Source organism: Colwellia sp. BRX8-7 (genome assembly GCF_014077275.1).
Lineage (GTDB): Bacteria > Pseudomonadota > Gammaproteobacteria > Enterobacterales > Alteromonadaceae > Colwellia_A.
Map to the genome: position 1 here is coordinate 11,128 of NZ_JACGVP010000005.1, position 20,430 is coordinate 31,557.

General features: G+C 37.4%; 19 protein-coding genes. 14 read left to right on the plus strand and 5 right to left on the minus strand.

Features of this window, described 5'->3' with window-relative positions; translation table 11 throughout:
- Positions 1-92: 92 nt before the first annotated feature.
- From H4J57_RS06105 to H4J57_RS06145, 9 genes are all read left to right on the plus strand, one after another.
- Complete coding sequence (locus H4J57_RS06105; RefSeq protein ID WP_182213859.1) at positions 93-1,172, plus strand: pilus assembly protein PilM; 1,080 nt, start codon at positions 93-95, stop codon at positions 1,170-1,172.
- Positions 1,160-1,750, plus strand: coding sequence for a PilN domain-containing protein (locus H4J57_RS06110; RefSeq protein ID WP_182242259.1), 591 nt, complete (start codon positions 1,160-1,162; stop codon positions 1,748-1,750). Before H4J57_RS06105 ends, H4J57_RS06110 begins: the two co-directional genes overlap by 13 nt.
- Positions 1,747-2,355 (plus strand): type 4a pilus biogenesis protein PilO, encoded by a 609-nt coding sequence (locus H4J57_RS06115; protein WP_182213857.1) that lies wholly within the window; start codon positions 1,747-1,749, stop codon positions 2,353-2,355. Before H4J57_RS06110 ends, H4J57_RS06115 begins: the two co-directional genes overlap by 4 nt.
- A complete protein-coding gene (locus H4J57_RS06120; RefSeq protein ID WP_070375648.1) occupies positions 2,352-2,891 on the plus strand; it encodes a pilus assembly protein PilP in 540 nt (179 codons plus the stop codon). Before H4J57_RS06115 ends, H4J57_RS06120 begins: the two co-directional genes overlap by 4 nt.
- Positions 2,891-4,948, plus strand: coding sequence for a type IV pilus secretin PilQ (locus tag H4J57_RS06125; protein WP_182242260.1), 2,058 nt, complete (start codon positions 2,891-2,893; stop codon positions 4,946-4,948). The genes H4J57_RS06120 and H4J57_RS06125 overlap by 1 nt, the downstream gene beginning before the upstream one ends.
- A 157-nt stretch (positions 4,949-5,105) precedes the next feature.
- Positions 5,106-5,624 (plus strand): shikimate kinase AroK, encoded by a 519-nt coding sequence (gene aroK, locus H4J57_RS06130; protein WP_070375650.1) that lies wholly within the window; start codon positions 5,106-5,108, stop codon positions 5,622-5,624.
- A gap of 32 nt (positions 5,625-5,656) precedes the next feature.
- Positions 5,657-6,721 carry a 3-dehydroquinate synthase gene (gene aroB / locus H4J57_RS06135; protein WP_182242261.1) on the plus strand — a complete coding sequence of 355 codons (1,065 nt, stop codon included), beginning with the start codon at positions 5,657-5,659 and terminating at the stop codon, positions 6,719-6,721.
- 23 nt (positions 6,722-6,744) lie between these two features.
- On the plus strand, positions 6,745-8,145 hold the full coding sequence (locus H4J57_RS06140) for a hypothetical protein (RefSeq protein ID WP_182242262.1): 1,401 nt from the start codon (positions 6,745-6,747) through the stop codon (positions 8,143-8,145).
- An 89-nt stretch (positions 8,146-8,234) separates the two neighbouring features.
- Positions 8,235-9,053, plus strand: a complete 819-nt coding sequence (locus H4J57_RS06145) for a Dam family site-specific DNA-(adenine-N6)-methyltransferase (RefSeq protein WP_220463144.1) — start codon at positions 8,235-8,237, stop codon at positions 9,051-9,053.
- Between the two features lie 18 nt (positions 9,054-9,071).
- On the opposite strand, the gene H4J57_RS06150 is transcribed toward H4J57_RS06145, so the two are convergent.
- Positions 9,072-9,299: a DUF2970 domain-containing protein gene (locus H4J57_RS06150; RefSeq protein ID WP_070375653.1), complete on the minus strand. Its 228-nt coding sequence runs from the start codon at positions 9,297-9,299 to the stop codon at positions 9,072-9,074.
- A 315-nt stretch (positions 9,300-9,614) separates the two neighbouring features.
- On the opposite strand from H4J57_RS06150, the gene H4J57_RS06155 reads away from it, so the two are divergent.
- Positions 9,615-10,658, plus strand: coding sequence for a GGDEF domain-containing protein (locus H4J57_RS06155; protein WP_182242263.1), 1,044 nt, complete (start codon positions 9,615-9,617; stop codon positions 10,656-10,658).
- 195 nt (positions 10,659-10,853) lie between these two features.
- On the opposite strand, the gene nagB is transcribed toward H4J57_RS06155, so the two are convergent.
- Together nagB and H4J57_RS06170 are read right to left on the minus strand one after the other, a co-directional pair.
- A complete protein-coding gene (gene nagB / locus H4J57_RS06165) occupies positions 10,854-11,660 on the minus strand; it encodes a glucosamine-6-phosphate deaminase (protein WP_182222460.1) in 807 nt (268 codons plus the stop codon).
- A gap of 240 nt (positions 11,661-11,900) precedes the next feature.
- Positions 11,901-12,590: a TorF family putative porin gene (locus H4J57_RS06170; protein WP_182213846.1), complete on the minus strand. Its 690-nt coding sequence runs from the start codon at positions 12,588-12,590 to the stop codon at positions 11,901-11,903.
- A 469-nt stretch (positions 12,591-13,059) separates the two neighbouring features.
- Here H4J57_RS06170 and rpe point away from each other — a divergent pair, with 469 nt between their 5' ends.
- Together rpe and trpS are read left to right on the plus strand one after the other, a co-directional pair.
- Positions 13,060-13,734, plus strand: a complete 675-nt coding sequence (rpe, locus tag H4J57_RS06175; protein WP_182213845.1) for a ribulose-phosphate 3-epimerase — start codon at positions 13,060-13,062, stop codon at positions 13,732-13,734.
- A gap of 39 nt (positions 13,735-13,773) precedes the next feature.
- On the plus strand, positions 13,774-14,778 hold the full coding sequence (trpS, locus tag H4J57_RS06180; protein ID WP_182242265.1) for a tryptophan--tRNA ligase: 1,005 nt from the start codon (positions 13,774-13,776) through the stop codon (positions 14,776-14,778).
- Positions 14,779-14,866: 88 nt separating this feature from the next.
- On the opposite strand, the gene H4J57_RS06185 is transcribed toward trpS, so the two are convergent.
- The gene (locus tag H4J57_RS06185) at positions 14,867-15,841 is read right to left on the minus strand and encodes an FHA domain-containing protein (protein WP_182222459.1); all 975 of its coding nucleotides are present in this window, start codon (positions 15,839-15,841) and stop codon (positions 14,867-14,869) included.
- On the minus strand, positions 15,832-17,085 hold the full coding sequence (locus H4J57_RS06190; RefSeq protein WP_182242266.1) for a serine protease: 1,254 nt from the start codon (positions 17,083-17,085) through the stop codon (positions 15,832-15,834). The genes H4J57_RS06185 and H4J57_RS06190 overlap by 10 nt, the downstream gene beginning before the upstream one ends.
- Positions 17,086-17,226: 141 nt before the next feature.
- Between H4J57_RS06190 and H4J57_RS06195 the strand changes: the two genes are divergently transcribed.
- Entirely contained in the window at positions 17,227-17,649 is a 423-nt protein-coding gene (locus H4J57_RS06195; RefSeq protein ID WP_182242267.1) for a CBS domain-containing protein, read from the plus strand.
- Between the two features lie 323 nt (positions 17,650-17,972).
- Positions 17,973-20,153 (plus strand): TonB-dependent receptor, encoded by a 2,181-nt coding sequence (locus tag H4J57_RS06200; RefSeq protein ID WP_182242268.1) that lies wholly within the window; start codon positions 17,973-17,975, stop codon positions 20,151-20,153.
- Positions 20,154-20,430: the final 277 nt, after the last annotated feature.

The window sequence follows — 20,430 nt, forward strand, 5'->3', positions numbered from 1 at the left end:
GCCTAATATAAAGCAATGCAATAATGTTTATTTAAATTTATTTATTTAAATTGTGTCGTTATTAGTGAATTTACTCATATTAGTAGGATGTTATGCTCAGCAGTCTTTTTAAAAAGAATACATCTTTAATAGTTGGTATTGATATTGGTTCTCATGCAATAAAAGCGGTTTTGTTAAGTCAAGATGATGAAGGGTATGTGCTGGAAGCATTAGCAACAGAAGTTATGCCCCGTGGCGCTATTATTGACCGAGAAATCCAAGACATTGATGCCGTTGGCAAAGTTGTTACTAAAATCAGAAAAGAAATTACCTCTTCAGTCAATCAAGCTGCAGCAGCCGTTTCTGGACAAACCGTTATTACTAAAGTTATCTATATGGACGTTAATTTGTCTGAGCACGAGCTCGCCAGTCAAATTGAAATTGAAGCCGATAGTTTAATTCCTTACCCTTTAGATGAGGTTAGTTTAGATTTTGAAAAACTGGACATTAATGAATCAGACCCAACCAAGGTTAATGTTTTATTAAGTGCTGCTCGAACCGAATCAGTAGAAGCGAGAGTTGCGGCTTTAGAATTGGGAGGATTTCAAACTAAGGTTATTGATGTTGAGTCATATGCCGTGAGTCGAGCCTACGATTTAAGTTTATCGCAATTACCCGATGATGCTAAAGACAAAACGGTTGCTATAGTTGATGTGGGCGCGGTGATGACCTTGTTTTCGGTGACTGATGCTGGCGCACATATTTATAGCCGTGATCAACTCTTTGGCGGCGAACAATACACTCGATCAATTGTTTCATATTATAATCAAACCTTTGAAGAAGCCGAGCATGCCAAAATAACGAATGACTTGCCGCCTAATTATACCTTTGAAGTTTTAGGACCGTTTCACACCATTTTTACACAGCAAATTCGCCGTGCAATACAAATGTTCTTAACCTCTAGTGGGAAAAAGAAAGTAGATTATATTATTGTTTCAGGTGGTAGTGCTAATGTTGAAGGTCTTGAAGCCTTGTTAACTGAAGAATTAGGTATCCATACTATTATTGCCAATCCTTTTAAATCGATGACCGTTGCCGACAGTGTAGATAAAGATGTGTTAGATAAAACCGCCGCTCAATATATGGTAGCAGCAGGTTTAGCATTGAGGAGCTTTGTTTCATGGCATTTATAAATCTACTCCCATGGCGCGAAGAAGCCGAAAAAGCCAAACAACGTGAGTATTTTACCCTACTTACTATTGTTGCCGTAATCGCCTTCGCAATGGTTTTTATTATTAGTCAATTTTACCAAATGCGTATTGATGGTCAAAATTCACGTAATCAGTTTTTAAAAACAGAAATTGCTCTTCTAGACGCCCGTATTATAAAAATTAAAAACTTAAACGAAAAGAAAAAAGAATTACAAAAAAGAACTCAAGTGGTTGAACAACTTCAGCGCAGCCGAAATGTGGGTACCCAAGTTTTTGATGAAATAGCTAAAATAGTGCCAACAGGTGTTTATTTGACCCGTCTTGAAAAACAGGGCAACAGTATTAACATCGTTGGCAAAAGTGAATCGAATAATCATTTAGCGAATATGATCCGTGAAATAGAGCGCTCGGTGTTATTTACCGATGCAATTTTAGAATCTATTACGACCAATGAAGCAAAAAACAAATTATTGAGTGACTTTAAAATGCGGGTGCGTATTAAAGGCTTATTAAATAGTGGAGATGACGGAAAAGTCATCACTAACGGAGGTAAATCATGAACATAGATTTAACTCAATTCTTTGAACAATTTGAAGGTTTAGAGGCTGATAACGTTGGGCAATGGCCAAAAGCAGCCAAAATAACATTAGCCGTTTTTATCGCTATCGTGGTTTTGGTGTTAGGTTATTTTTTATTAATCAGTGATAAAATAACAACACTCGATAATTACGCGGCGGAAGAAGTTACACTAAAAAGCCAATATCAAATAAAATACCATGTTGCTGCCAATTTAGAATTATTTGAGCAGCAAATGAAAGAGGCAGAGGCCTTATTTGCCAATCAATTAAGAAGTTTGCCTGAAAGTCATGAAACCCCTGGCTTACTTGATGATATAACTTTTGTTGGGACAACAAGTGGGCTGAAATTTGTTAAGCTTAATTGGCAGCCAGAAATAACCCGTGAAATTTATATTGAACTTCCTATTGATATTGAAGTGGTTGGTTCTTATCATGAGTTTGGTAACTTTGTCAGTAAAATTGCTGGGTTACCTCGAATTGTTACTTTGCATGACTTTGATGTCGATATTAACAATATGGAAAATGGTTTGCTGGGTTTAAAACTACAAGCAAAAACTTATCGTTATCGAGAGGCTGAAGAAAAATGAAAAAGTCAGTCTTATTTATTGCGCTTGTTATCAGTGTCAGTGGTTGCTTTGATGATACCAGTGATTTACGTACCCATATAGCGACAGTGCAGGCAAATACACCCAATGTTATTAAACCTATGCCGGTAATTTCAAAGTTTGGTCATTTTGACTATTCAGCGCAAGGGTTACGAAGTCCATTTGATAAACCAGAAGTTGAAGCAATCCAACAGAAAATTCAACAGATGTCAGGATGTTTGAGTCCAGATCCTCGTCGCCGCAAGCAGCCCTTGGAAAAGTATCCGCTCAGCAACTTATCAATGCGTGGAACTTTAGGAGAACAAGAGATTATTTGGGCACTTGTTGAGGCCTCTGATGCAACCTTACATCGAGTTGCTGTTGGAAGTTATTTAGGATTGAATCATGGTCGCATTACAATGGTGAATCCATTTGATGTTAAAGTTAGAGAATTAATTGCTGATGGCGCTGGTTGTTGGGTCGAACGTGAGACGACACTTAAAATGGTCAAGTCAGGTACAGAGGGGCAAGGGAAGTAATGTTGCTATTTAATAAAATAAAAACTAATCAGTCAGTTACATTAACGGTAACGCGAAGTGTTATCACCGCAGTTATGCTCTATTCTTTGGCTTTTTCGGCATGGTCTAGTGATCTAATCGGTATTAAATATAATACTTTACAGAACGATGAAATAGAGTTGCAGTTTGAACTCACCGAAACCATTGTTAATCCACCCGTGATGAAAACGGCGATGAATCCTGCTCAAATTAGCATTACCTTTGATGCGAATGAGTTTAATGAAAAGTTATTAAAAACCATTGTTGAACATGCCGGTGTTAGTCATGTTAGCGTGCAAAAATTAGCAGGAAAAGTGGTTGCTACGGTTCACTTAGATCAACTGTCAGTTTTTGATATTAAGCAAAATGGTAAGTTCTTCTCATTAATCCTCAATAAAGGTGTGGGCGACTCGCCGATTACCAAGGTCAATCCATTAGGTAATACCTTTATTAACAACATTGATTCGATAGATTTTCGTAATGGTGAAAACAATGAAGCACAAATACTGGTTTACCTTGATGACAGTATGGTTGCTGTTGATGTGACAGACAAACTTGGCAAGCTGTATATCGAATTCCATAACACCCAAATTATTGACGATTTACTTTATAAATTAGATGTTACCGATTTTGGTACGTTAGTTACTGGCATCGAAACCTTTAGAGAGGGACGCAATGCCAAATTTATTGTCGATATCAATAGTGATTTTACTTTTAAGCATCAACAGATTAATAATGTTTTTTCATTAACCGTTGTTAAAAATGATAAGGCGCCCGGTTACTTAGAAGAAGATGGTGATTTTAGTGGTCGCGCTATTTCTTTAAATTTTCAAGACATTCCTGTTCGTACCGTTTTACAAATTATTGCTGATTACAATGGCTTTAACTTAGTGACCAGCGATAGCGTCTCTGGAAATGTGACTTTGCGTTTAGACGGCGTGCCATGGGATCAGGCCCTGGATATTATATTAAAAGTTAAAGGCTTAGATAAGCGTATGGAAGGCAACATTTTAATGGTTGCTCCGAGCGACGAACTTTCTGCCCGTGAAGCACGTGATTTACAAGCTAAACAGCAAGTCGCTGAACTTGCGCCACTCTACTCTGAATACGTACAAGTAAATTATGCTAAGGCAACCGACTTTGCTAACTTAATTAAAAATGATGACAACAGTATTTTGTCAACACGTGGCAGTGTCAGTGTTGACGAGCGAACGAATACCTTATTAATTCGTGATACGGCGAAAAGTATCGAAGATATAAAGCGTATGGTCAATGTTTTAGATATTCCTGTACGACAAGTCATTATAGAAGCGCGTATGGTCACAGTGAAAGACAGCATTAATGAAGAGTTAGGTATACGCTGGGGGGTTACTGATACTGACGGGGAATATGCGGGCTCTGGCTCCTTAGAGGGGGCTAATTCTGCGGCAAGTGGACTGGTACCTAATTTAGCTGACCGATTAAATGTTAACTTACCCGTAGCAAACCCAGCAGGTAGTATTGCTTTTCAAGTGGCGCGATTAGCCGATGGTACTATATTGGATCTTGAGTTGAGCGCGATGGAGAAAGAAAACAAGGGTGAAATTATCGCAAGCCCAAGAATTACTACGGCAAATCAAAAACAAGCGTATATTGAACAGGGGGTCGAAATTCCCTATCAAGAAGCATCCTCAAGTGGCGCGACGTCAACCCAATTTAAAAAAGCTGTGCTTAGTTTAACGGTAACACCACACATTACCCCAGACGATCGTATTATTCTTGATTTAGTTGTTACTCAAGATACTGTCTCTGATGTACAAAGTGGCCAAGCACCTGCAATTGATACTCAGAGAATAGGTACACAAGTGCTAGTTAATAATGGCGAAACGATTGTTCTTGGCGGAATTTATCAACAAGCAATTATCAGTACAGTATCAAAAGTACCTGTTTTAGGCGATATTCCCTATTTTGGTTGGCTATTTAGAAATAGCAACAACTTTAATGAGAAAAAAGAATTATTAATTTTTGTGACACCACGCATCGTAACTGAGCGTTTTTAAACAACTTTGTGAGTTACTGAGTAATTTCATTTTATTTTCGTCTTAGTTAACTTGCAATGTACACCGAACAATTGCGATAATTACGCCCTCAAAATTTTCGGAGGGGGTTCCCTCATATTTGTAAACGTAATTATTTATACGAGCTGAAGTTAATCTAATGGCAGAAAAACGTAATATTTTCCTTATCGGCCCTATGGGCGCTGGTAAAAGCACAATTGGTAGAGAATTAGCTGATAGGCTACATCTTGAGTTTTTTGACTCTGATCAGGAAATAGAGCGCCGAACAGGTGCAGACATCGCATGGGTTTTTGATCTTGAAGGCGAAGAAGGCTTTCGCAAAAGAGAAGAAGGTGTAATTGAAGACCTAAGTGAAAAACAAGGTATTGTTTTAGCGACTGGTGGTGGTTCAGTGATAAGTACACAAGTACGTAATCGCTTATCGGCACGAGGCATAGTTGTCTACTTAGAAACAACTATAGACAAGCAAGTGGCTCGTACGCAGCGTGATCGTAAACGTCCATTGTTGCAAACCTCTGAAGAACCACGCACAGTACTTGAGAATCTAGCAATAGAACGCAATCCTTTATATGAAGAAATTGCTGACGTTATTGTAAAAACAGATGATCAAAGTGCTAAAGTTGTTGCCCATAAAATTGTTGAGCGCTTAGATTTCTAAAAGCGGCTAGGCACTCAAAAAAAGACCTAAAAATGACAACGCTAAATGTTGAACTCGGTACACGCAGTTACCCCATCTATATTGATAGCGGACTATTAACTAATAATAGTCTGCTTACTCAGCATATTCGTGGTAAACGAGTATGCATCGTTTCTAATAATATTGTTAAGCCGTTATATCTTGCTACTTTAAAAGCAAAACTAAGCGCTTTCGACATTGACGAAATAATATTACCTGATGGCGAAGCTCAAAAGTCACTTGCAAACTTTGATGTGATCATGTCACATTTATTGGCAAATGGTCATGGGCGAGATTCGACATTAATTGCTTTAGGCGGCGGTGTTATTGGTGATATTACTGGCTTTGCAGCCGCATGTTACCAACGCGGAATCAACTTTATTCAAGTTCCAACCACATTACTTTCACAAGTCGACTCTTCTGTCGGTGGTAAAACAGCGGTTAATCATCCTTTAGGTAAAAACATGATTGGCGCTTTCTACCAGCCAAAAGCTGTTCTTATTGATATTGATAGCCTTAGCACTTTACCTATCCGCGAATTCAATGCGGGCATGGCTGAGGTGATTAAATACGGTATCTTAGGTGATAGTGATTTTTTTGCTTGGTTAGAAAGCAATATTGAAAAAATAAAATCAGCAGATAAAAACACACTGATTGAAATGGTTAAAACTTGCTGTCAATGCAAGGCAGATATTGTTGCCGCTGATGAGACCGAATCCGGCGTAAGGGCATTATTGAATTTAGGCCATACCTTTGGTCATGCTATCGAAGCCGATCAAGGTTACGGTAACTGGCTTCATGGTGAAGCTGTCGCTACTGGCATGGTACTTGCCTCTAAGTTATCAGTAGCAATGAATTTGCTTGAAGCGTCAGATCTTCGTCGTATAGAAACATTAATTGCCGCGTTTGATTTACCATTAATAGCGCCTGAAAGTATGGGCTTTGAAGAATTTATTTGTCACATGCGTCGTGACAAAAAGAATTTGGCAGGTGTATTACGTTTAATCGTACCCACCGCTATTGGTCAATCAGAAATGCGTGATGATATTAGTGAGGAGATGCTTCAACAAATTCTGTAATTTTAATACAGAACAGGTGAAACATGTCTGCACAAGCACATGCCACAGAATATAACGCTCCACAAGGTGTAACAACCATTAGTGCTAACGCACGCGTTGATTATATTTTACGCTTTTCAAAGCATGCCGTTTTGGTTGTTGACCAAGATGCCAATGTTTATTCTCAAGTAGCGAGTCAGTTTCTTGGCTCTTTGGGTAATGATCACAATGCTGCTTTTATCGCTATATCACCTAAATTAAACGATATTCAAATTCGCTGTCGTATTGTTGAGCAACTTTTCGCTGACACTCTATTTGATCCTGAGCAGTCTTTAGCTGTTAGCTTGATCAATTTATCTAAGCAAGAAAAGCAAACCATTGATATTGTCATCGAACACGCCCAGTTTCTCTCCGTACAAATTTTACATGAGCTATGTCAATTAACTGACATAGCGAAAAAAGCCAATTATGCAATCAGTGTGCTTATGCTTGGTACGCCAAAAGCTGGACTTTTATTGGCTCAAAATAAATCACTATTCCATAAGAAAATCTCAGTTTTATCTGGAGAAACAGGTCAGTTATTAACCCTTAACTCCAAAGCATTCAAAGTGAAGACATCACTTTTTACCTTCAGTCGTTTTACGAAGTGGACCTTAATTTTTATCTGTTTCGTGATTTGCTTAGGGGCAACAGGTTATTGGTTGTTTCAACAGGATGTTTTTAGTGCGAACACCCAGCTTAAATTAAAAGCGGTACCAGCAAACTCGACCAGTATTATTTCAGCCTATAATAATAAAAATGTGAGTGCTTCAGCGAAGAGTGAAGATATATTTCTTTCGTTAACCGCACCCGACCCAGGGGTAAAGGTTCTAATTAGTCTACCGGCAGAGCCAAATGATATCGTTCAAGCGATTGTTAACGCAGAAAAAGACGTCGTTGAGTCGACAGAGCCAATAGCCACCGATAAAGTTAAGCGCTTTGCATCGTTTCTTGATAAAAAAGGGGATACTGAAAATAAAGCTTCTGTTACCTTATCAACGGGTAAAACCGTAATAGAGGCTTTATCCGTTAAAAAGTCAGAAAATAAAGTGACCCCCCTGATTACGCAAGCCGCTATTCCAGTAAACTCGATTGAAGATGTTGGCGCCCAAGCCAGTTACTATATAAGCGCACCATCGGGCTTTGTTATACAAATTGCTGGTTTTACTCGTCTTTCCGTATATCAGGAGTTTATACCTGATTTTGTTGGTCTCAAGATTAAAAGTTACTACCGACTATTTAATCAACAACCTATGCTAATGATAACCTCTGAGGTTTTTGAGACTCGTTTGGCCGCAGAAAAGGCTGTTACGTTACTGCCAAGTAGTATTAAAGTTTATCAGCCGTGGGTAAAGTCACTTCAAGCAATTAATAATGAAATCAATGCTTATCAAGACTCCCAATAATAAGCTAATCAGGATACAATTCGTTTTCTATTTTAAACGTCTATTTAAGCCTAGCACTTAAATAATGAGTTGTAAGGCAAATGGGTTAAATGATCAAAAAGCATCGAGCATTTTTAAAGTGGGCTGGCGGAAAATACGGCCTCAGCGATGTAATTAATAAAATGTTACCCAAAGGGGAGCGTTTAGTCGAACCTTTTGTCGGTGCTGGTTCAGTATTTCTGAACAGTAATTTTGACCATTACTTGTTAAATGATATAAATCAAGACTTAATCAATCTCTATAATATTATTAAAGAAAACCCACAAAAATTTATCAAAGATTCAGCGATATACTTTACGCCTGAATATAATCAATCTGAAGTTTATTACCGGTTACGCAAAGAGTTTAATGCCAGTAGTGACAGCTACTTTCGTTCGCTGGTATTTCTTTATATGAACCGTCATGGTTATAATGGCTTATGTCGATATAATAAATCGGGCGGTTATAATGTTCCCTTTGGTAAGTATAAACGTCCATATTTTCCTGAAAATGAAATGCTGTATTTTGCCGAAAAAGCTAAGAAAGCCACTTTTGTTTGTGAAGGTTACCGAGAAACTTTTGCCAGGGCAAAAAGTGGCGATGTCATTTACTGTGATCCCCCTTATGTACCATTAAGTAAAACAGCTAGTTTTACCAGTTATGTTGGTAATGGCTTTGGTTTAGATGAGCAAGCTGATTTAGCCAATATTGCTGAAGAAGTCACTGAGCAAGATAAAATATCAGTATTGATCAGTAATCATGACACTATCTGGACACGTAAAATATATGAGCATGCCAGTAAGCAAAAAACGATACAAGTAGCGCGCACTATTAGTCAAAAGGCGAGTAAACGTAATAAAGTTGCAGAGTTACTGGTACTTTATAAGTAAGCTTCTAAGTCACTTATCTTAAGGTAAAACTAAAGATACTGCCGCGATCAACACGCCTATAAATATAGCTACACCGATTACAGCAGCAATGATGAAGTGGCTTAGTTTTCCTTCACTAAAATCTCTATCGCGGTTTTTATTACTTTGTACGCCAAAAAAAGCGGCGCCGACGCTTTTAGCGGTCGTTTTAAAACTACTACTTTTATCAGAAGAATTTGTTTTTTTTGATAAGTTTTCCGTTGGCATCATATAATCCTTTTGTTGGGTGACACTTGATAGTCGCTTACTTTTCGCGCTAAAACAATCCTAAATATATTTCATCATTATTATCTACACGTTTTAGCGTTATCGAACGAGCAACTTATTTCAAGGTGATCGCTAACGTGGTGGCGATGAACAATGATTACCTGTGTAACATAACAGGGTAAAGTCGATATAAATTATAAAAAATGCATATATTTTTGACAGTAAAATATAGCTAGTCTATGCTAAATTGTATATTTGTCTAATATACAGATTATTTATCTAATTTACTGATAAAAATAGAAAAAGGATTTTCCATTGAACACTGATTTACTCAATTATGTTAACTTTCCCGCTTTAATTATTAATGAGCAAGGAACTGTAGTTAGTCGTAGTAAACACATCAAGCATAAATATCATATTAATGAGGGAGATGACTTCTTTGCATTATGTGACAGTAAGGTTAGTTTATCTGAATTCATTCTCAACATTTCTAATATGCCTTTAGGCTCAAATGATAAATGTTTAACACATTTTAGTTTTATCCAAAAAAATATAGAGGTGTATGTCAGTATTATCAGTAAACAGCCGATTCTGTTTCTTATTGAATATAGTGCTGAATTACTACAGGACTCATCTGTTGTTGATTTAGTCGACCACTCGAATAATTTATTGTCCTTAGTTGATAAAAACTATCACTATTTGTCAGTTAATGAGCAATATAGCCTTAAATGGGACTTGCCAAAAGCGGACATTATTAACCAACATGTTATAACGGTCTTAGGAGAAGAAGCTTTCAATAAAGTGGTTAAGAAAGAGCTCGATTTATGTTTTTCAGGCAAGGTGAGAACTTATACTGATTGGTTTTATTCAGAAAATAAAAAACAAATGCTTTTTCTCAAAGTTGCTTATCAGCCTGTTTTTGATAGTCATTCAGACCAAGTTAACTCTGTAGCCGTTACAGTGACTGATATTACCGATATTCAAGTGCTCAATGAAAAGCTGACGGAACAAGCTTTCCATGATCCGCTAACCACCTTAGATAATCGATACGCTTTAATGGCATATTTCGATAAACTTTCCGCTACACTGACCAGAAATGATTGCTACAGTCTAGTAATGATAGACTTAGATGATTTTAAACGCGTTAATGATTCATACGGTCATAATATCGGTGATGAACTGTTAAAAGCCTTCGCGGTTAACTTAAAAAACACTTTACGTGCCGATGACTTTTGTTGTCGATGGGGCGGAGATGAATTTGTGCTGTTATTAGCACAAGGAAACACAGCTCAAACATTAGTCACTGCGAGATATAATATAAACGATCGATTTCAGCAACTGCAAGAGAAAGTTTACTAGGTGGCAAAGCATAAATTATCATTGAGATTCTCATTCGGTTTAGCGTTATTTCCTCAACAATCCAAGAGCTTAGAACAACTCATCTCGATAGCAGACAGCAAAATGTACCGAGACAAAAAACTACAAAAGTTAAGTTAAATCTCACCTCAACAAAGGTCCCTAGATTAGGGACCTTTTATTGAAGCATTCACTTTGTTAATAATTATGATAAAAACCATAAGTTTCGTTGATTTTACGGTGTTGCTGATCAGCCCAAAGGTAATACTGATGATCTTGTAGTTGGCTTGCAGCTGCTTTGTCTAACAAAATAACTGCATTTTCATGCATCTGTAATGCGGATGCCGGACACATAGCGGATAAAGCTCCGGTGATCATTGTATTTACTGCTTGGGCTTTATTTTCTCCTGTCGCCATTAATAACACATAGCGAGCATCCATAATAGTGCCAATACCCATGGTCATTGCCATTGTTGGTTGTGTTTCACCGTCTTTAAATAAGCGGCTATTATCTGTCAGTGTTTGCTGGGTTAATGTTTTGATACGGGTACGAGATGATAAGCTCGACGTCGGTTCATTAAAACCAATATGGCCATTAGCGCCAATACCTAATATTTGTAAGTCGATACCCCCTAATGATTTTATTTTGTTTTCGTAGTTAAGCCCTTGTTCACGAGGGTTTTGGTTATGGTTACACGTTGGTAGGTAGGTATTGATTTGTGCTATGTCTACGTTATCAAATAAATGCTCTTTCATAAAACTCCGATAACTTTGAGCATTATTAGCATTAATATTATGGTATTCATCAAGGTTAAATGACGAGACGTGGCTAAAGCTTAGCCCTTCATTTTTATGTTTATTAACTAAATGTTTATAGAGGCTAATCGGGGTGCTACCGGTAGCAAGACCGAGCACAGGTTTGGCTTTTTTAGTGATTAATTCACTGACCCATAGTGCTGCATGCTCTGCAACTTGTTCAGCATCATCAAAAATAATTATTTGCATGTAAAATCCTTAAAATTTAATTTAATTAGGTAAAATTTCACTAATGGATGCAAATCGTTATTGTGATGAATATCGGCTTTTTGGTTTCGCTAAATATATTAATTAGGTTTAAATATCTTAGCTATGCCGCCGTTTATTTTTAAATCAACACTAATATAATTGTACTACGCGAAGATTTTTTTTGCACTGTCTTTAACTATCTTTAAAAAGCCAGTAAAATTATTACTGGCTTATCTTTATTTATAAGTCGATATCAACCGAATAAGAAATGACAAACTTCATATCATCATTATCGATGTCGGTATCAGATACCGCAAAGGTAAAGCCATCTTTACTTAAGCTAACACTGTAATCGTTATAATCTTCTGCGATCATGGCGTCGTCAAAAGAATAATCGCCAAGATGAAAAGCTAAGGTTAAACCATCAGCTACTTCAAACTCTGCTCCCGCTGCAATATATAAGCTGGCATCAGCAAAAGCAGCACCGTCGTCGTTATGAATTCCGTAACTTGCTGAAAGTGAAAAATATGAATAGCCCAAAGAGCCATATATCTCGCCAAAATCATATTCGTTAGTACTATCTGTTTGGGCTGAGTCAGGGTAGGCATAATAAATATAACCCACATCATAACTAACATCTTCGTTTAATTGGCCGCTAAAACCTAAGTAGAAATCTAGTTCAGCACTCGCATCATCACCAAAATCGACATTTGAAGCCCAAGCTCCAGCATAAAAGCCTGAATCGTCAGCATAGTCGATACCACCAGAAATAGCGGCAGCATTGTCTGTTTGGCTAACACCACGCCATATATAGTTACTACTAGCAGCAACATTAGCAGATAAACCTTCAACAGCTGATGCTTGTGTTGATAATAATGAAGTAGCGGCAAGTAAAGATGTGAGCGATATCGATAATAGTGTTTTTTTCATAATAGTCTCTTTATGTAGTAGTTTTTTATTTAATATTTTAGGGCTAAACCATACATTGCAAGGTAGATGCCTGAGCGACATAATAATATTAATAAATTTTACATAATTATTTCAATGACTTGGTGAGGTTGTTTTTTTATTATGAGGGTCTCTCACTAATAGACGAGCTTTATTGGTGCAATTAAATCGTTAACGCTCATAAAAAGTGCATAAAATATCGATTCGTATTTTCATAAAATATCGACTGGTATTATCTGGTATGGAGTGGTCTTTCTTGGCAGTCTTTCACGTTATAGTTAAGCCGTGGTTATAAAAAGTAATCAGAGCACGAAATAATCATGATCATTCGACACTAAAAGAGCAATCGCTAGGTAACATTGAGTTAAATAACGCTTGGACGCATGAATTTATAGAGTTTTCCCTTAGGTCGTTGTTATAATGTTGCGCAATATTCTAAAAAGGTTTATCTATGTCTTCATTTTTAATTGCTCCTTCTATATTGTCTGCTGATTTCGCACGTTTAGGTGATGATGTTGCTAAGGTTTTAGCTGCGGGTGCCGATGTTGTGCACTTCGATGTAATGGATAATCATTTTGTGCCTAACTTAACTTTTGGCCCAATGATTTGTCAGTCGCTACGTGATTACGGTATTACCGCACCTATTGATGTACATTTAATGGTCAAGCAGGTTGATAGTCTAATTCCAGGCTTTGCTAAAGCAGGCGCAGATATTATCACTTTTCATCCAGAGGCAAGTGATCATATTGATCGTACTCTGCAATTAATAAAAGACCATGGCTGTAAAGCGGGACTGGTACTAAATCCGGCCACACCATTGAATTGTTTAGATTTTGTTATGGATAAACTCGATGTTATCTTGTTGATGTCAGTTAATCCTGGCTTTGGTGGTCAATCGTTTATTCCAACCACATTGGATAAGTTGAGATTAGTAAAAGAGCGCATCATCGCTAGTGGACGTGATATTCGTTTACAGGTTGATGGCGGTGTTAAAGCAGACAATATTGCTGAGATAGCGGCGGCGGGCGCTGACATGTTCGTTGCAGGGTCAGCCATTTTCTCAAAGCCAGATTATAAGCTGGCGATTGATGAAATGCGCAGCGAATTAGCGACAGTTAGCCAATAGTTTAATTAACAAATAAATCAAATAAAATAAAGAGAAATCATGAGTAAACCTATCGTATTAAGCGGCTGTCAGCCATCAGGTGATTTAACCATTGGTAATTATTTAGGTGCGTTAAAACAATGGGTTAGCATGCAAGATAGCCATGAGTGCTATTACATGTTGGTTGATCAACATGCTATTACTGTTCGCCCAAACCCCGCTGATTTGCGAAAGGCGACGCTTGATGGCCTAGCCTTGTATCTAGCCTGCGGCGTTGACCCAGAAAAGAGTACCATCTTTATTCAATCACATGTCCCTGAACATGCTCAGCTTAGTTGGGTGTTAAATTGTTACACACAAATGGGCGAATTGAACAGAATGACGCAATACAAAGATAAGTCACAAAAGTCTGAAGCAAATATGAATTCAGGTTTATTTACTTATCCAGTCTTAATGGCAGCAGATATTCTTCTCTATAATGCTGACCGTGTCCCGGTTGGTGAAGATCAAAAGCAGCATCTAGAATTAGCTCGTGATATAGCGACTCGTTTTAATAATCTTCATGGTGACACATTCACTGTGCCAGCCCCTTATATTCCTGAATTTGGTGCGCGAGTAATGAGCTTACTTGAACCAACAAAGAAAATGTCAAAATCAGACGCTAATCCTGGTAATTTTATTGGCTTATTAGAAGACCCTAAAAAAATCAGTAAAAAAATCAAACGCGCCATGACTGATTCTGATGAAGAAGCTAATATTTATTTCAATATTGAAGAAAAACCAGGTGTATCAAATTTATTGTCTTTATTGTCTTGTTGTACAGGTGAAACCGTTGAGCAGTTAGTACCACAATATGAAGATAAAATGTACGGGCACTTAAAAGGTGACGTTGCTAATGCTGTGGTTGCTTTATTAGAACCTATTCAGCAAAGATATCATCAGATCCGTGAGGACCAGGCTTATTTAGATGCAGTGATGAAAGCAGGCGCTGAAAAAGCATCAGCTAGAGCAAGTAAAATATTAGCAAAAGTTTATGATGCGGTAGGTTTTATTCCTCGACCTTAATGTGTCGTCATCACTCAGTCATTATTCTCTGGGCTAACAAACAAAAAAGCTAACGAACTCGTTAGCTTTTTCTGTTTATTAAGGCGCTTTATTTGTCTTCAAGTGCTGCTTCTTGCGCATCGTTAAATAATGTTTTACTGCTCTCAAGAAAGCCTTGGACATTATTGCTGTGAGTAAATAAATAACTTGGCGCCATTAACGTGGTATTAAAAGCGGGACGGATACTGAATTCAGGTTTTTTACTTAACTGAATTAAGAAGCTACCACCAAACAATAGCAGCGTCATGCAACTTGCTATTACTGTTCTGCGTCGAGTGCTCATATGAAAACCAATTTGGCAATTTAGCCAGAATAAACAAAATGCCAATACAATAGGTAAGAAAGTGGCAAGTACGCTGAGTATTGACTGAGATGAAGCATTAAAGCTGGTGATGTTTTCAATAAAATCACTTAGCCACATTAAATTATAAAAGACAAAACAGATGCCTAATTGTCCCCAAAATCTAGCATCATGCTTGGTTAAATGAGAAACCAAAGCAACACCAATAGGCCAAAGCCCAAAGAGTAAAGTCATGCCAATAGCCGGTACTAATAACTGAGTGAAATTGACTTCTACAGGGTTGTGAAGGTTAAATAACCAGCCGGTAACACTGGCAAATAATAAAATATTTATGGCTAAAAAGACCGGATGTCTTGTTAAGGTTAAAATATTTTCAAAAGGGCTAAAACTAATGCTTTCAGGTACGGGGTGATCGGGAAAAACAATGCGTACTAAACTTTTGCCAATCATAAAGACTTGTCCAGAACGAACGATGTGCTGATGGACAGCTGATTTTGTTTTTGAAAACTCATCGTCATAAAAACTGCCGTTAATAGAGCCTTCATCGTTTAGCAGCCAATGTTCACCATTAAAATTAAGACTAAGGTGTTGGGCACAAATATGTGGGTCCGCCATAATAATATCATTATCATAACCACGACCAATATTGATGTGATTTTGCATAAATTTATGTCGAGCTATTAATTTATGGGCGCGAGTAATTTCTTCTATGATTATTTCCATGAAATAGACTCCATAAATTTCTCTGTAAACTTGAGTGCACTATTTTGCGTAACGCCAGCGACAGTAAAGTGGCTAAGTAAGGCTTGGTCGCCCTTATCAACAGAAATAGCTATATATAAAACGTCAAATAATTTAGGAAAATCTTTGTAGGCACGGGTACAAAAAACTGATTTGTTGGTAATCGCTTGGTTTGATGGTGTAACAATATCGTGCTGACATTGAAACTCAGTAACATCATCTTTACCCGCTTTGTTTCCTGGCATGACTTGCGTTAATTGACGCTCAAATATTTGATAAAACTTAGTGTCGCTAAGTTCTTTTGCTTGCATATAGCGATATTCCATTTCAATAGAGCCGGTGAAAAAATCATTTGAGATGTAAGTGTTTTCATCCAAAGAACAATTAGCAACCACGGCTAGAACAATAGCATCTGCCTTATCAGCGTTTGACTCTCCCCAACAACGAATAAAAGGAATATTAACCACGGGAATTAAACCTTCTCCTAAAGGGCGCATCTGCCATTCGCTATTTAACAAGGTGGTAATTAACTTGTCTTGATTATCGGCAAGTTGTTGTGCCATTTGTGCTGCAATACTTTCAGGATTACCTGTTTTATAACGCTTGTATAAGTTAAGCAGTTTATCGTGTGGTACTAAAAATCCGATTTGATTACCTGAAGTCGCTACATTTATTCCAACGACTTCAGAGTTTTTATTAACGACAGGTCCGCCACTCATCCCAGAGTTCACCGAGCCGGTAAAATGGATGCGGTCGTTAAAAGATTCATTCTTCAAACCATTGTAAGTGCCGGGTACTACTATCATGCCTAAATCGTGCGGGTTACCTAACGAATAAAGCTCTTCGCCTTTTTGGGGGACACGCTTTGCAATTTTAAAGAAAGGCATTTCGCCATCGGTTGTTCTTTTTACCAAGGCTAGATCATTGATAACATCAACACTTTGCAAAGTCAGTGGCGCTTTTTTACCTTGGTGATCAAAAATTTCAATCGTGTACTTATTGGGATGACGCGCATAGCCAGAAATAACGTGATAATTGGTTGCAATTAAGCCGTCGGCACTAATTTGAAAACCAGAGCCAATTGATGACTTTTCACCGCTGGCGATGTCTATAAGTCTTATTTGATAAAGTGACGGAGCAAGTTGTTTGAATATTTCTTCTGCTTGTTCGGTGGCATAACTTATTGTGCTAACACACAATAAAATTAAGGTAGTTAAACCTTTCATTTATATTCCTTATTTTGAGTCTTAGTTCATTGTGCCATTGTTAGGTTAATTGTCATCTATTATCCCCAAATAAAGTAAATTCTCTTTGTTGTTTGTTAATGTATTGTATAGTTAAGAATAAAATGGATAAAAGGTAGCGTAATGAAAATAGCCAGCATCATGACCAAAGCATTTGTTAGCGTCTCTTTGGACGATACGTTATTGACGATAAAAAATATTTTTGAACATGCTAATTTTCATCATTTACTGGTCGTTGATAATAAACAATTATCAGGGGTTATTTCAGACAGAGATCTTCTCAAAGCACTGAGTCCTAATATCGGCACTGCCGCAGAGCTCCCAAGAGATACAGCAACCTTAAACAAGAAAGCGCATCAAATACTGAATCGCAAATTGGTCACCTTAACGCCTAACGCTAATGTTTTTGATGCCATTGATATTTTTAATCAGACTAAAACGTCATGTATTCCTATTGTTGATGAAGATAGCATTCCCGTTGGCATATTAACTTGGCGAGATATCATGAAAACTTTAGGAGATAAAAATGCAGAGCGCCGTAATTAAGACAATAAGTTATTAACTATTGTCTAAGTTTAAAGCAATTATGTTGCTTAAAGTAACTGCCGTTAATAGGTTAAATTAGTCTGCTTTGAAAATAAGCTAGTTGTGCACTTTTTGCTTTTAACGTTAATCAGCTCTGTAGCTAAGGTTTTTAGTTAAATAACGATTACTCTTCTAAAATGTCTTGTTTGACTTAGGTCAAGTAAGTCATTTTTTATTGCGACATTATGTCGCAGTTCACTGTTTTTACTTTGTTTTTATTGATTATAGCTAACACAATAGTATTAATTCTATTTGGTATACTCAAACAAGTAAGTGAAACAACTATGACGTTTTCAATTAAACCCATTGCTTTAGCAATAAGCTCTTCATTAGTTTTTAGCAGTCTTTTGTCTATTAGTGCTTTTGCTAATAATACGTTTGATTCAACGGCTAACCTCGATGAGATTGAAGTGATCACTATCACTCATCAACGTCACCATCTCGGCATTGAAAATAATGAAAGTTATGCCCAAGGGAAGACTACGGAGCCCGATTTAGCGAGTTGGTTAAAGTCGGTCCCCGGTGCAAATGTCAACAGTAATGGCCCGGTAACGGGTATTGCACAATATCGTGGCCTATATGGCGACCGAATTTCAACCACACTTGACGGACAAGCTGTCATTGGCGCTGGTCCTAATGCTATGGACACACCCTTAAGTTATTCTACGCCATTAATTGTTGAGTCTATGACTGTCTATCGTGGTATCGCCCCGGTTTCTGCCGGCATAAATACCCTGGGTGGTGCTATTGATGTAAAAATGCGTAAAGCAGAAGCCAATAATAGCGAGAAACTCGTGATAAATGGTGATTTACAAGCAGGTGTTCGAAGTAATAATGAAGCGCAAACATTATCATCGGTGGTTAATCTTACCAAAGGTGATATTGCTGGGCTTTTTTATGGCAATGTTCAAGAAGGTGAGAATATGGAAAGTGGCGATGGTAAAATTATATCGCCAACTGATTTTGCTAAACGACAATTTGGCACTGATTTACGTTATTTTGGCGAGAGTAGTGAAACAGGTTTTAGCTACCATTATACAGATACCCAAGATTCGGGTACGCCAGCATTACCTATGGATATAGAATATATTTATAGTCACCGAGCAAGTTTAGACGGTAACTTTACCTGGGCCGATTGGCAAGCAGACTGGTTATTAGGCTACACCGATGCCGATCATGGTATGACTAACTTTGAAAAGCGATTGAATAATAATCCAGAAAAACATCGTCGTAATAATGCTACGGGTATAACAACTAATTTTAATTTTTCGCTGGGTAAATCTTTTACTTTTGGTGAGTTAGAATTTGGCTTCGATGGTTATTTAGCCAAGCATGACTCTGTGATCACCAATCCAAATAACTCGATGTTTGCCGTGGTAAACTTTAATGATGTCAAAGATGATCGCTTTGGGCTATTTGCACAATGGCAGCAAACCTTTAACAATACTAAAGTTCAGTTAGGCGCCCGTTTAAAAAGAGCTGAATTAGATGCAGGTCAAGTGGCAACATCTATGGCAATGATGATTATGCCGATGGGCTCTGCAATGATGGATAATATGAATTCAGCTATGCCAACGATGGCTGATTTAGCCATAGACTTACGGGATAACTTTAATAACAGTGATCACAGTGTTAATGATACCAATATAGATATCGCATTAAGCACGGAAACTCAATTATCGAAAGATTTATCATTATATATAGGCGTAGGTTTAAAAAATAGAGCGCCTTCATATCAAGAGCTTTACCTCTGGACCCCGATGGAATCAACGGGTGGGCTGGCCGACGGTAACACTTATGTGGGTAATATGGATCTTAACAGTGAGACAGCTTATCAAGCAGATGTCGGTTTTACCTACCAAACTGAAAAAGTTATGATCACACCTCATTTCTTCTATCAAAATATTGATGATTATATTCAAGGTACTCCTTTAGGTATGTTGGATATGTCAGCAAAAATGATGGCCCAAATGATGGCGGGTGATGATAACCCTCTAAAGTTTACTAATGTAGATGCTAAGCTTTATGGTGCTGATGTAAATGGCTATTACACTATAAATGATCAAATACAATTATCAGCCGTGGTCAGTTACGTACGTGGCGAACGTCGTGATATTAATGATAACTTGTATCGTATTGCGCCATTGAATGGTCAGTTAAGTGCCAATTACTTTAGTGAGAATTGGTCTGTAAATATGGTTTTAGTGATGGCCGCCGCACAAAAAGATATTTCATTAACTAATCAGGAACAAACAAGTGCTGGTTATGGTGTGATGAATGTAGACGCTCAATATTACGTCAATAATCAATTAACGCTTCGTTTTGGCGTTGATAATCTACTCAATAAAGAATATCAAAATCACTTAGGTGGCTATAACCGAGTCAAAGGCAGTGATGTAACGTTTATGGACCGTTTACCTGAAGAAGGTACCAGTGCATGGGCAGAAATGACATATAGCTTTTAATCTATAAATCATACCGTCATTAAACAGTAAATCGCTGACAAGCTATTTGGATTTGTCAGCGATGTTTCATTAGGTAATATTTAATTTTCATAATAACAATACCTCTCTTACCTTTTCGCTATTTTTACGTAAGCTGCGCAGATAAATCCAGTTATATTTTTAATATGATTATATTGAACGCCTGCTAAACTATTAAATTTTAAATCAAATTTATCAGTAGATTAATTTAAGCTGATTTAGATCAATTACGCTGTTATATACGCTTGCTGAAAAGTTA

Bases quoted from the DNA above. Each gene is read 5' to 3' on its own strand.
- H4J57_RS06125 (WP_182242260.1), top strand. From the start codon at position 2,891: ATGTTGCTATTTAATAAAATAAAAACTAATCAGTCAGTTACATTAACG.
- H4J57_RS06120 (WP_070375648.1), top strand. From the start codon at position 2,352: ATGAAAAAGTCAGTCTTATTTATTGCGCTTGTTATCAGTGTCAGTGGT.
- H4J57_RS06150 (WP_070375653.1), bottom strand. From the start codon at position 9,299: ATGCCAACGGAAAACTTATCAAAAAAAACAAATTCTTCTGATAAAAGT.
- H4J57_RS06105 (WP_182213859.1), top strand. From the start codon at position 93: ATGCTCAGCAGTCTTTTTAAAAAGAATACATCTTTAATAGTTGGTATT.
- aroK (WP_070375650.1), top strand. From the start codon at position 5,106: ATGGCAGAAAAACGTAATATTTTCCTTATCGGCCCTATGGGCGCTGGT.
- nagB (WP_182222460.1), bottom strand. From the start codon at position 11,660: ATGCAAATAATTATTTTTGATGATGCTGAACAAGTTGCAGAGCATGCA.
- H4J57_RS06190 (WP_182242266.1), bottom strand. From the start codon at position 17,085: ATGAAAGGTTTAACTACCTTAATTTTATTGTGTGTTAGCACAATAAGT.
- trpS (WP_182242265.1), top strand. From the start codon at position 13,774: ATGAGTAAACCTATCGTATTAAGCGGCTGTCAGCCATCAGGTGATTTA.
- H4J57_RS06170 (WP_182213846.1), bottom strand. From the start codon at position 12,590: ATGAAAAAAACACTATTATCGATATCGCTCACATCTTTACTTGCCGCT.
- aroB (WP_182242261.1), top strand. From the start codon at position 5,657: ATGACAACGCTAAATGTTGAACTCGGTACACGCAGTTACCCCATCTAT.
- H4J57_RS06185 (WP_182222459.1), bottom strand. From the start codon at position 15,841: ATGGAAATAATCATAGAAGAAATTACTCGCGCCCATAAATTAATAGCT.
- H4J57_RS06200 (WP_182242268.1), top strand. From the start codon at position 17,973: ATGACGTTTTCAATTAAACCCATTGCTTTAGCAATAAGCTCTTCATTA.
- H4J57_RS06195 (WP_182242267.1), top strand. From the start codon at position 17,227: ATGAAAATAGCCAGCATCATGACCAAAGCATTTGTTAGCGTCTCTTTG.
- H4J57_RS06145 (WP_220463144.1), top strand. From the start codon at position 8,235: ATGATCAAAAAGCATCGAGCATTTTTAAAGTGGGCTGGCGGAAAATAC.
- H4J57_RS06115 (WP_182213857.1), top strand. From the start codon at position 1,747: ATGAACATAGATTTAACTCAATTCTTTGAACAATTTGAAGGTTTAGAG.
- H4J57_RS06140 (WP_182242262.1), top strand. From the start codon at position 6,745: ATGTCTGCACAAGCACATGCCACAGAATATAACGCTCCACAAGGTGTA.
- rpe (WP_182213845.1), top strand. From the start codon at position 13,060: ATGTCTTCATTTTTAATTGCTCCTTCTATATTGTCTGCTGATTTCGCA.
- H4J57_RS06110 (WP_182242259.1), top strand. From the start codon at position 1,160: ATGGCATTTATAAATCTACTCCCATGGCGCGAAGAAGCCGAAAAAGCC.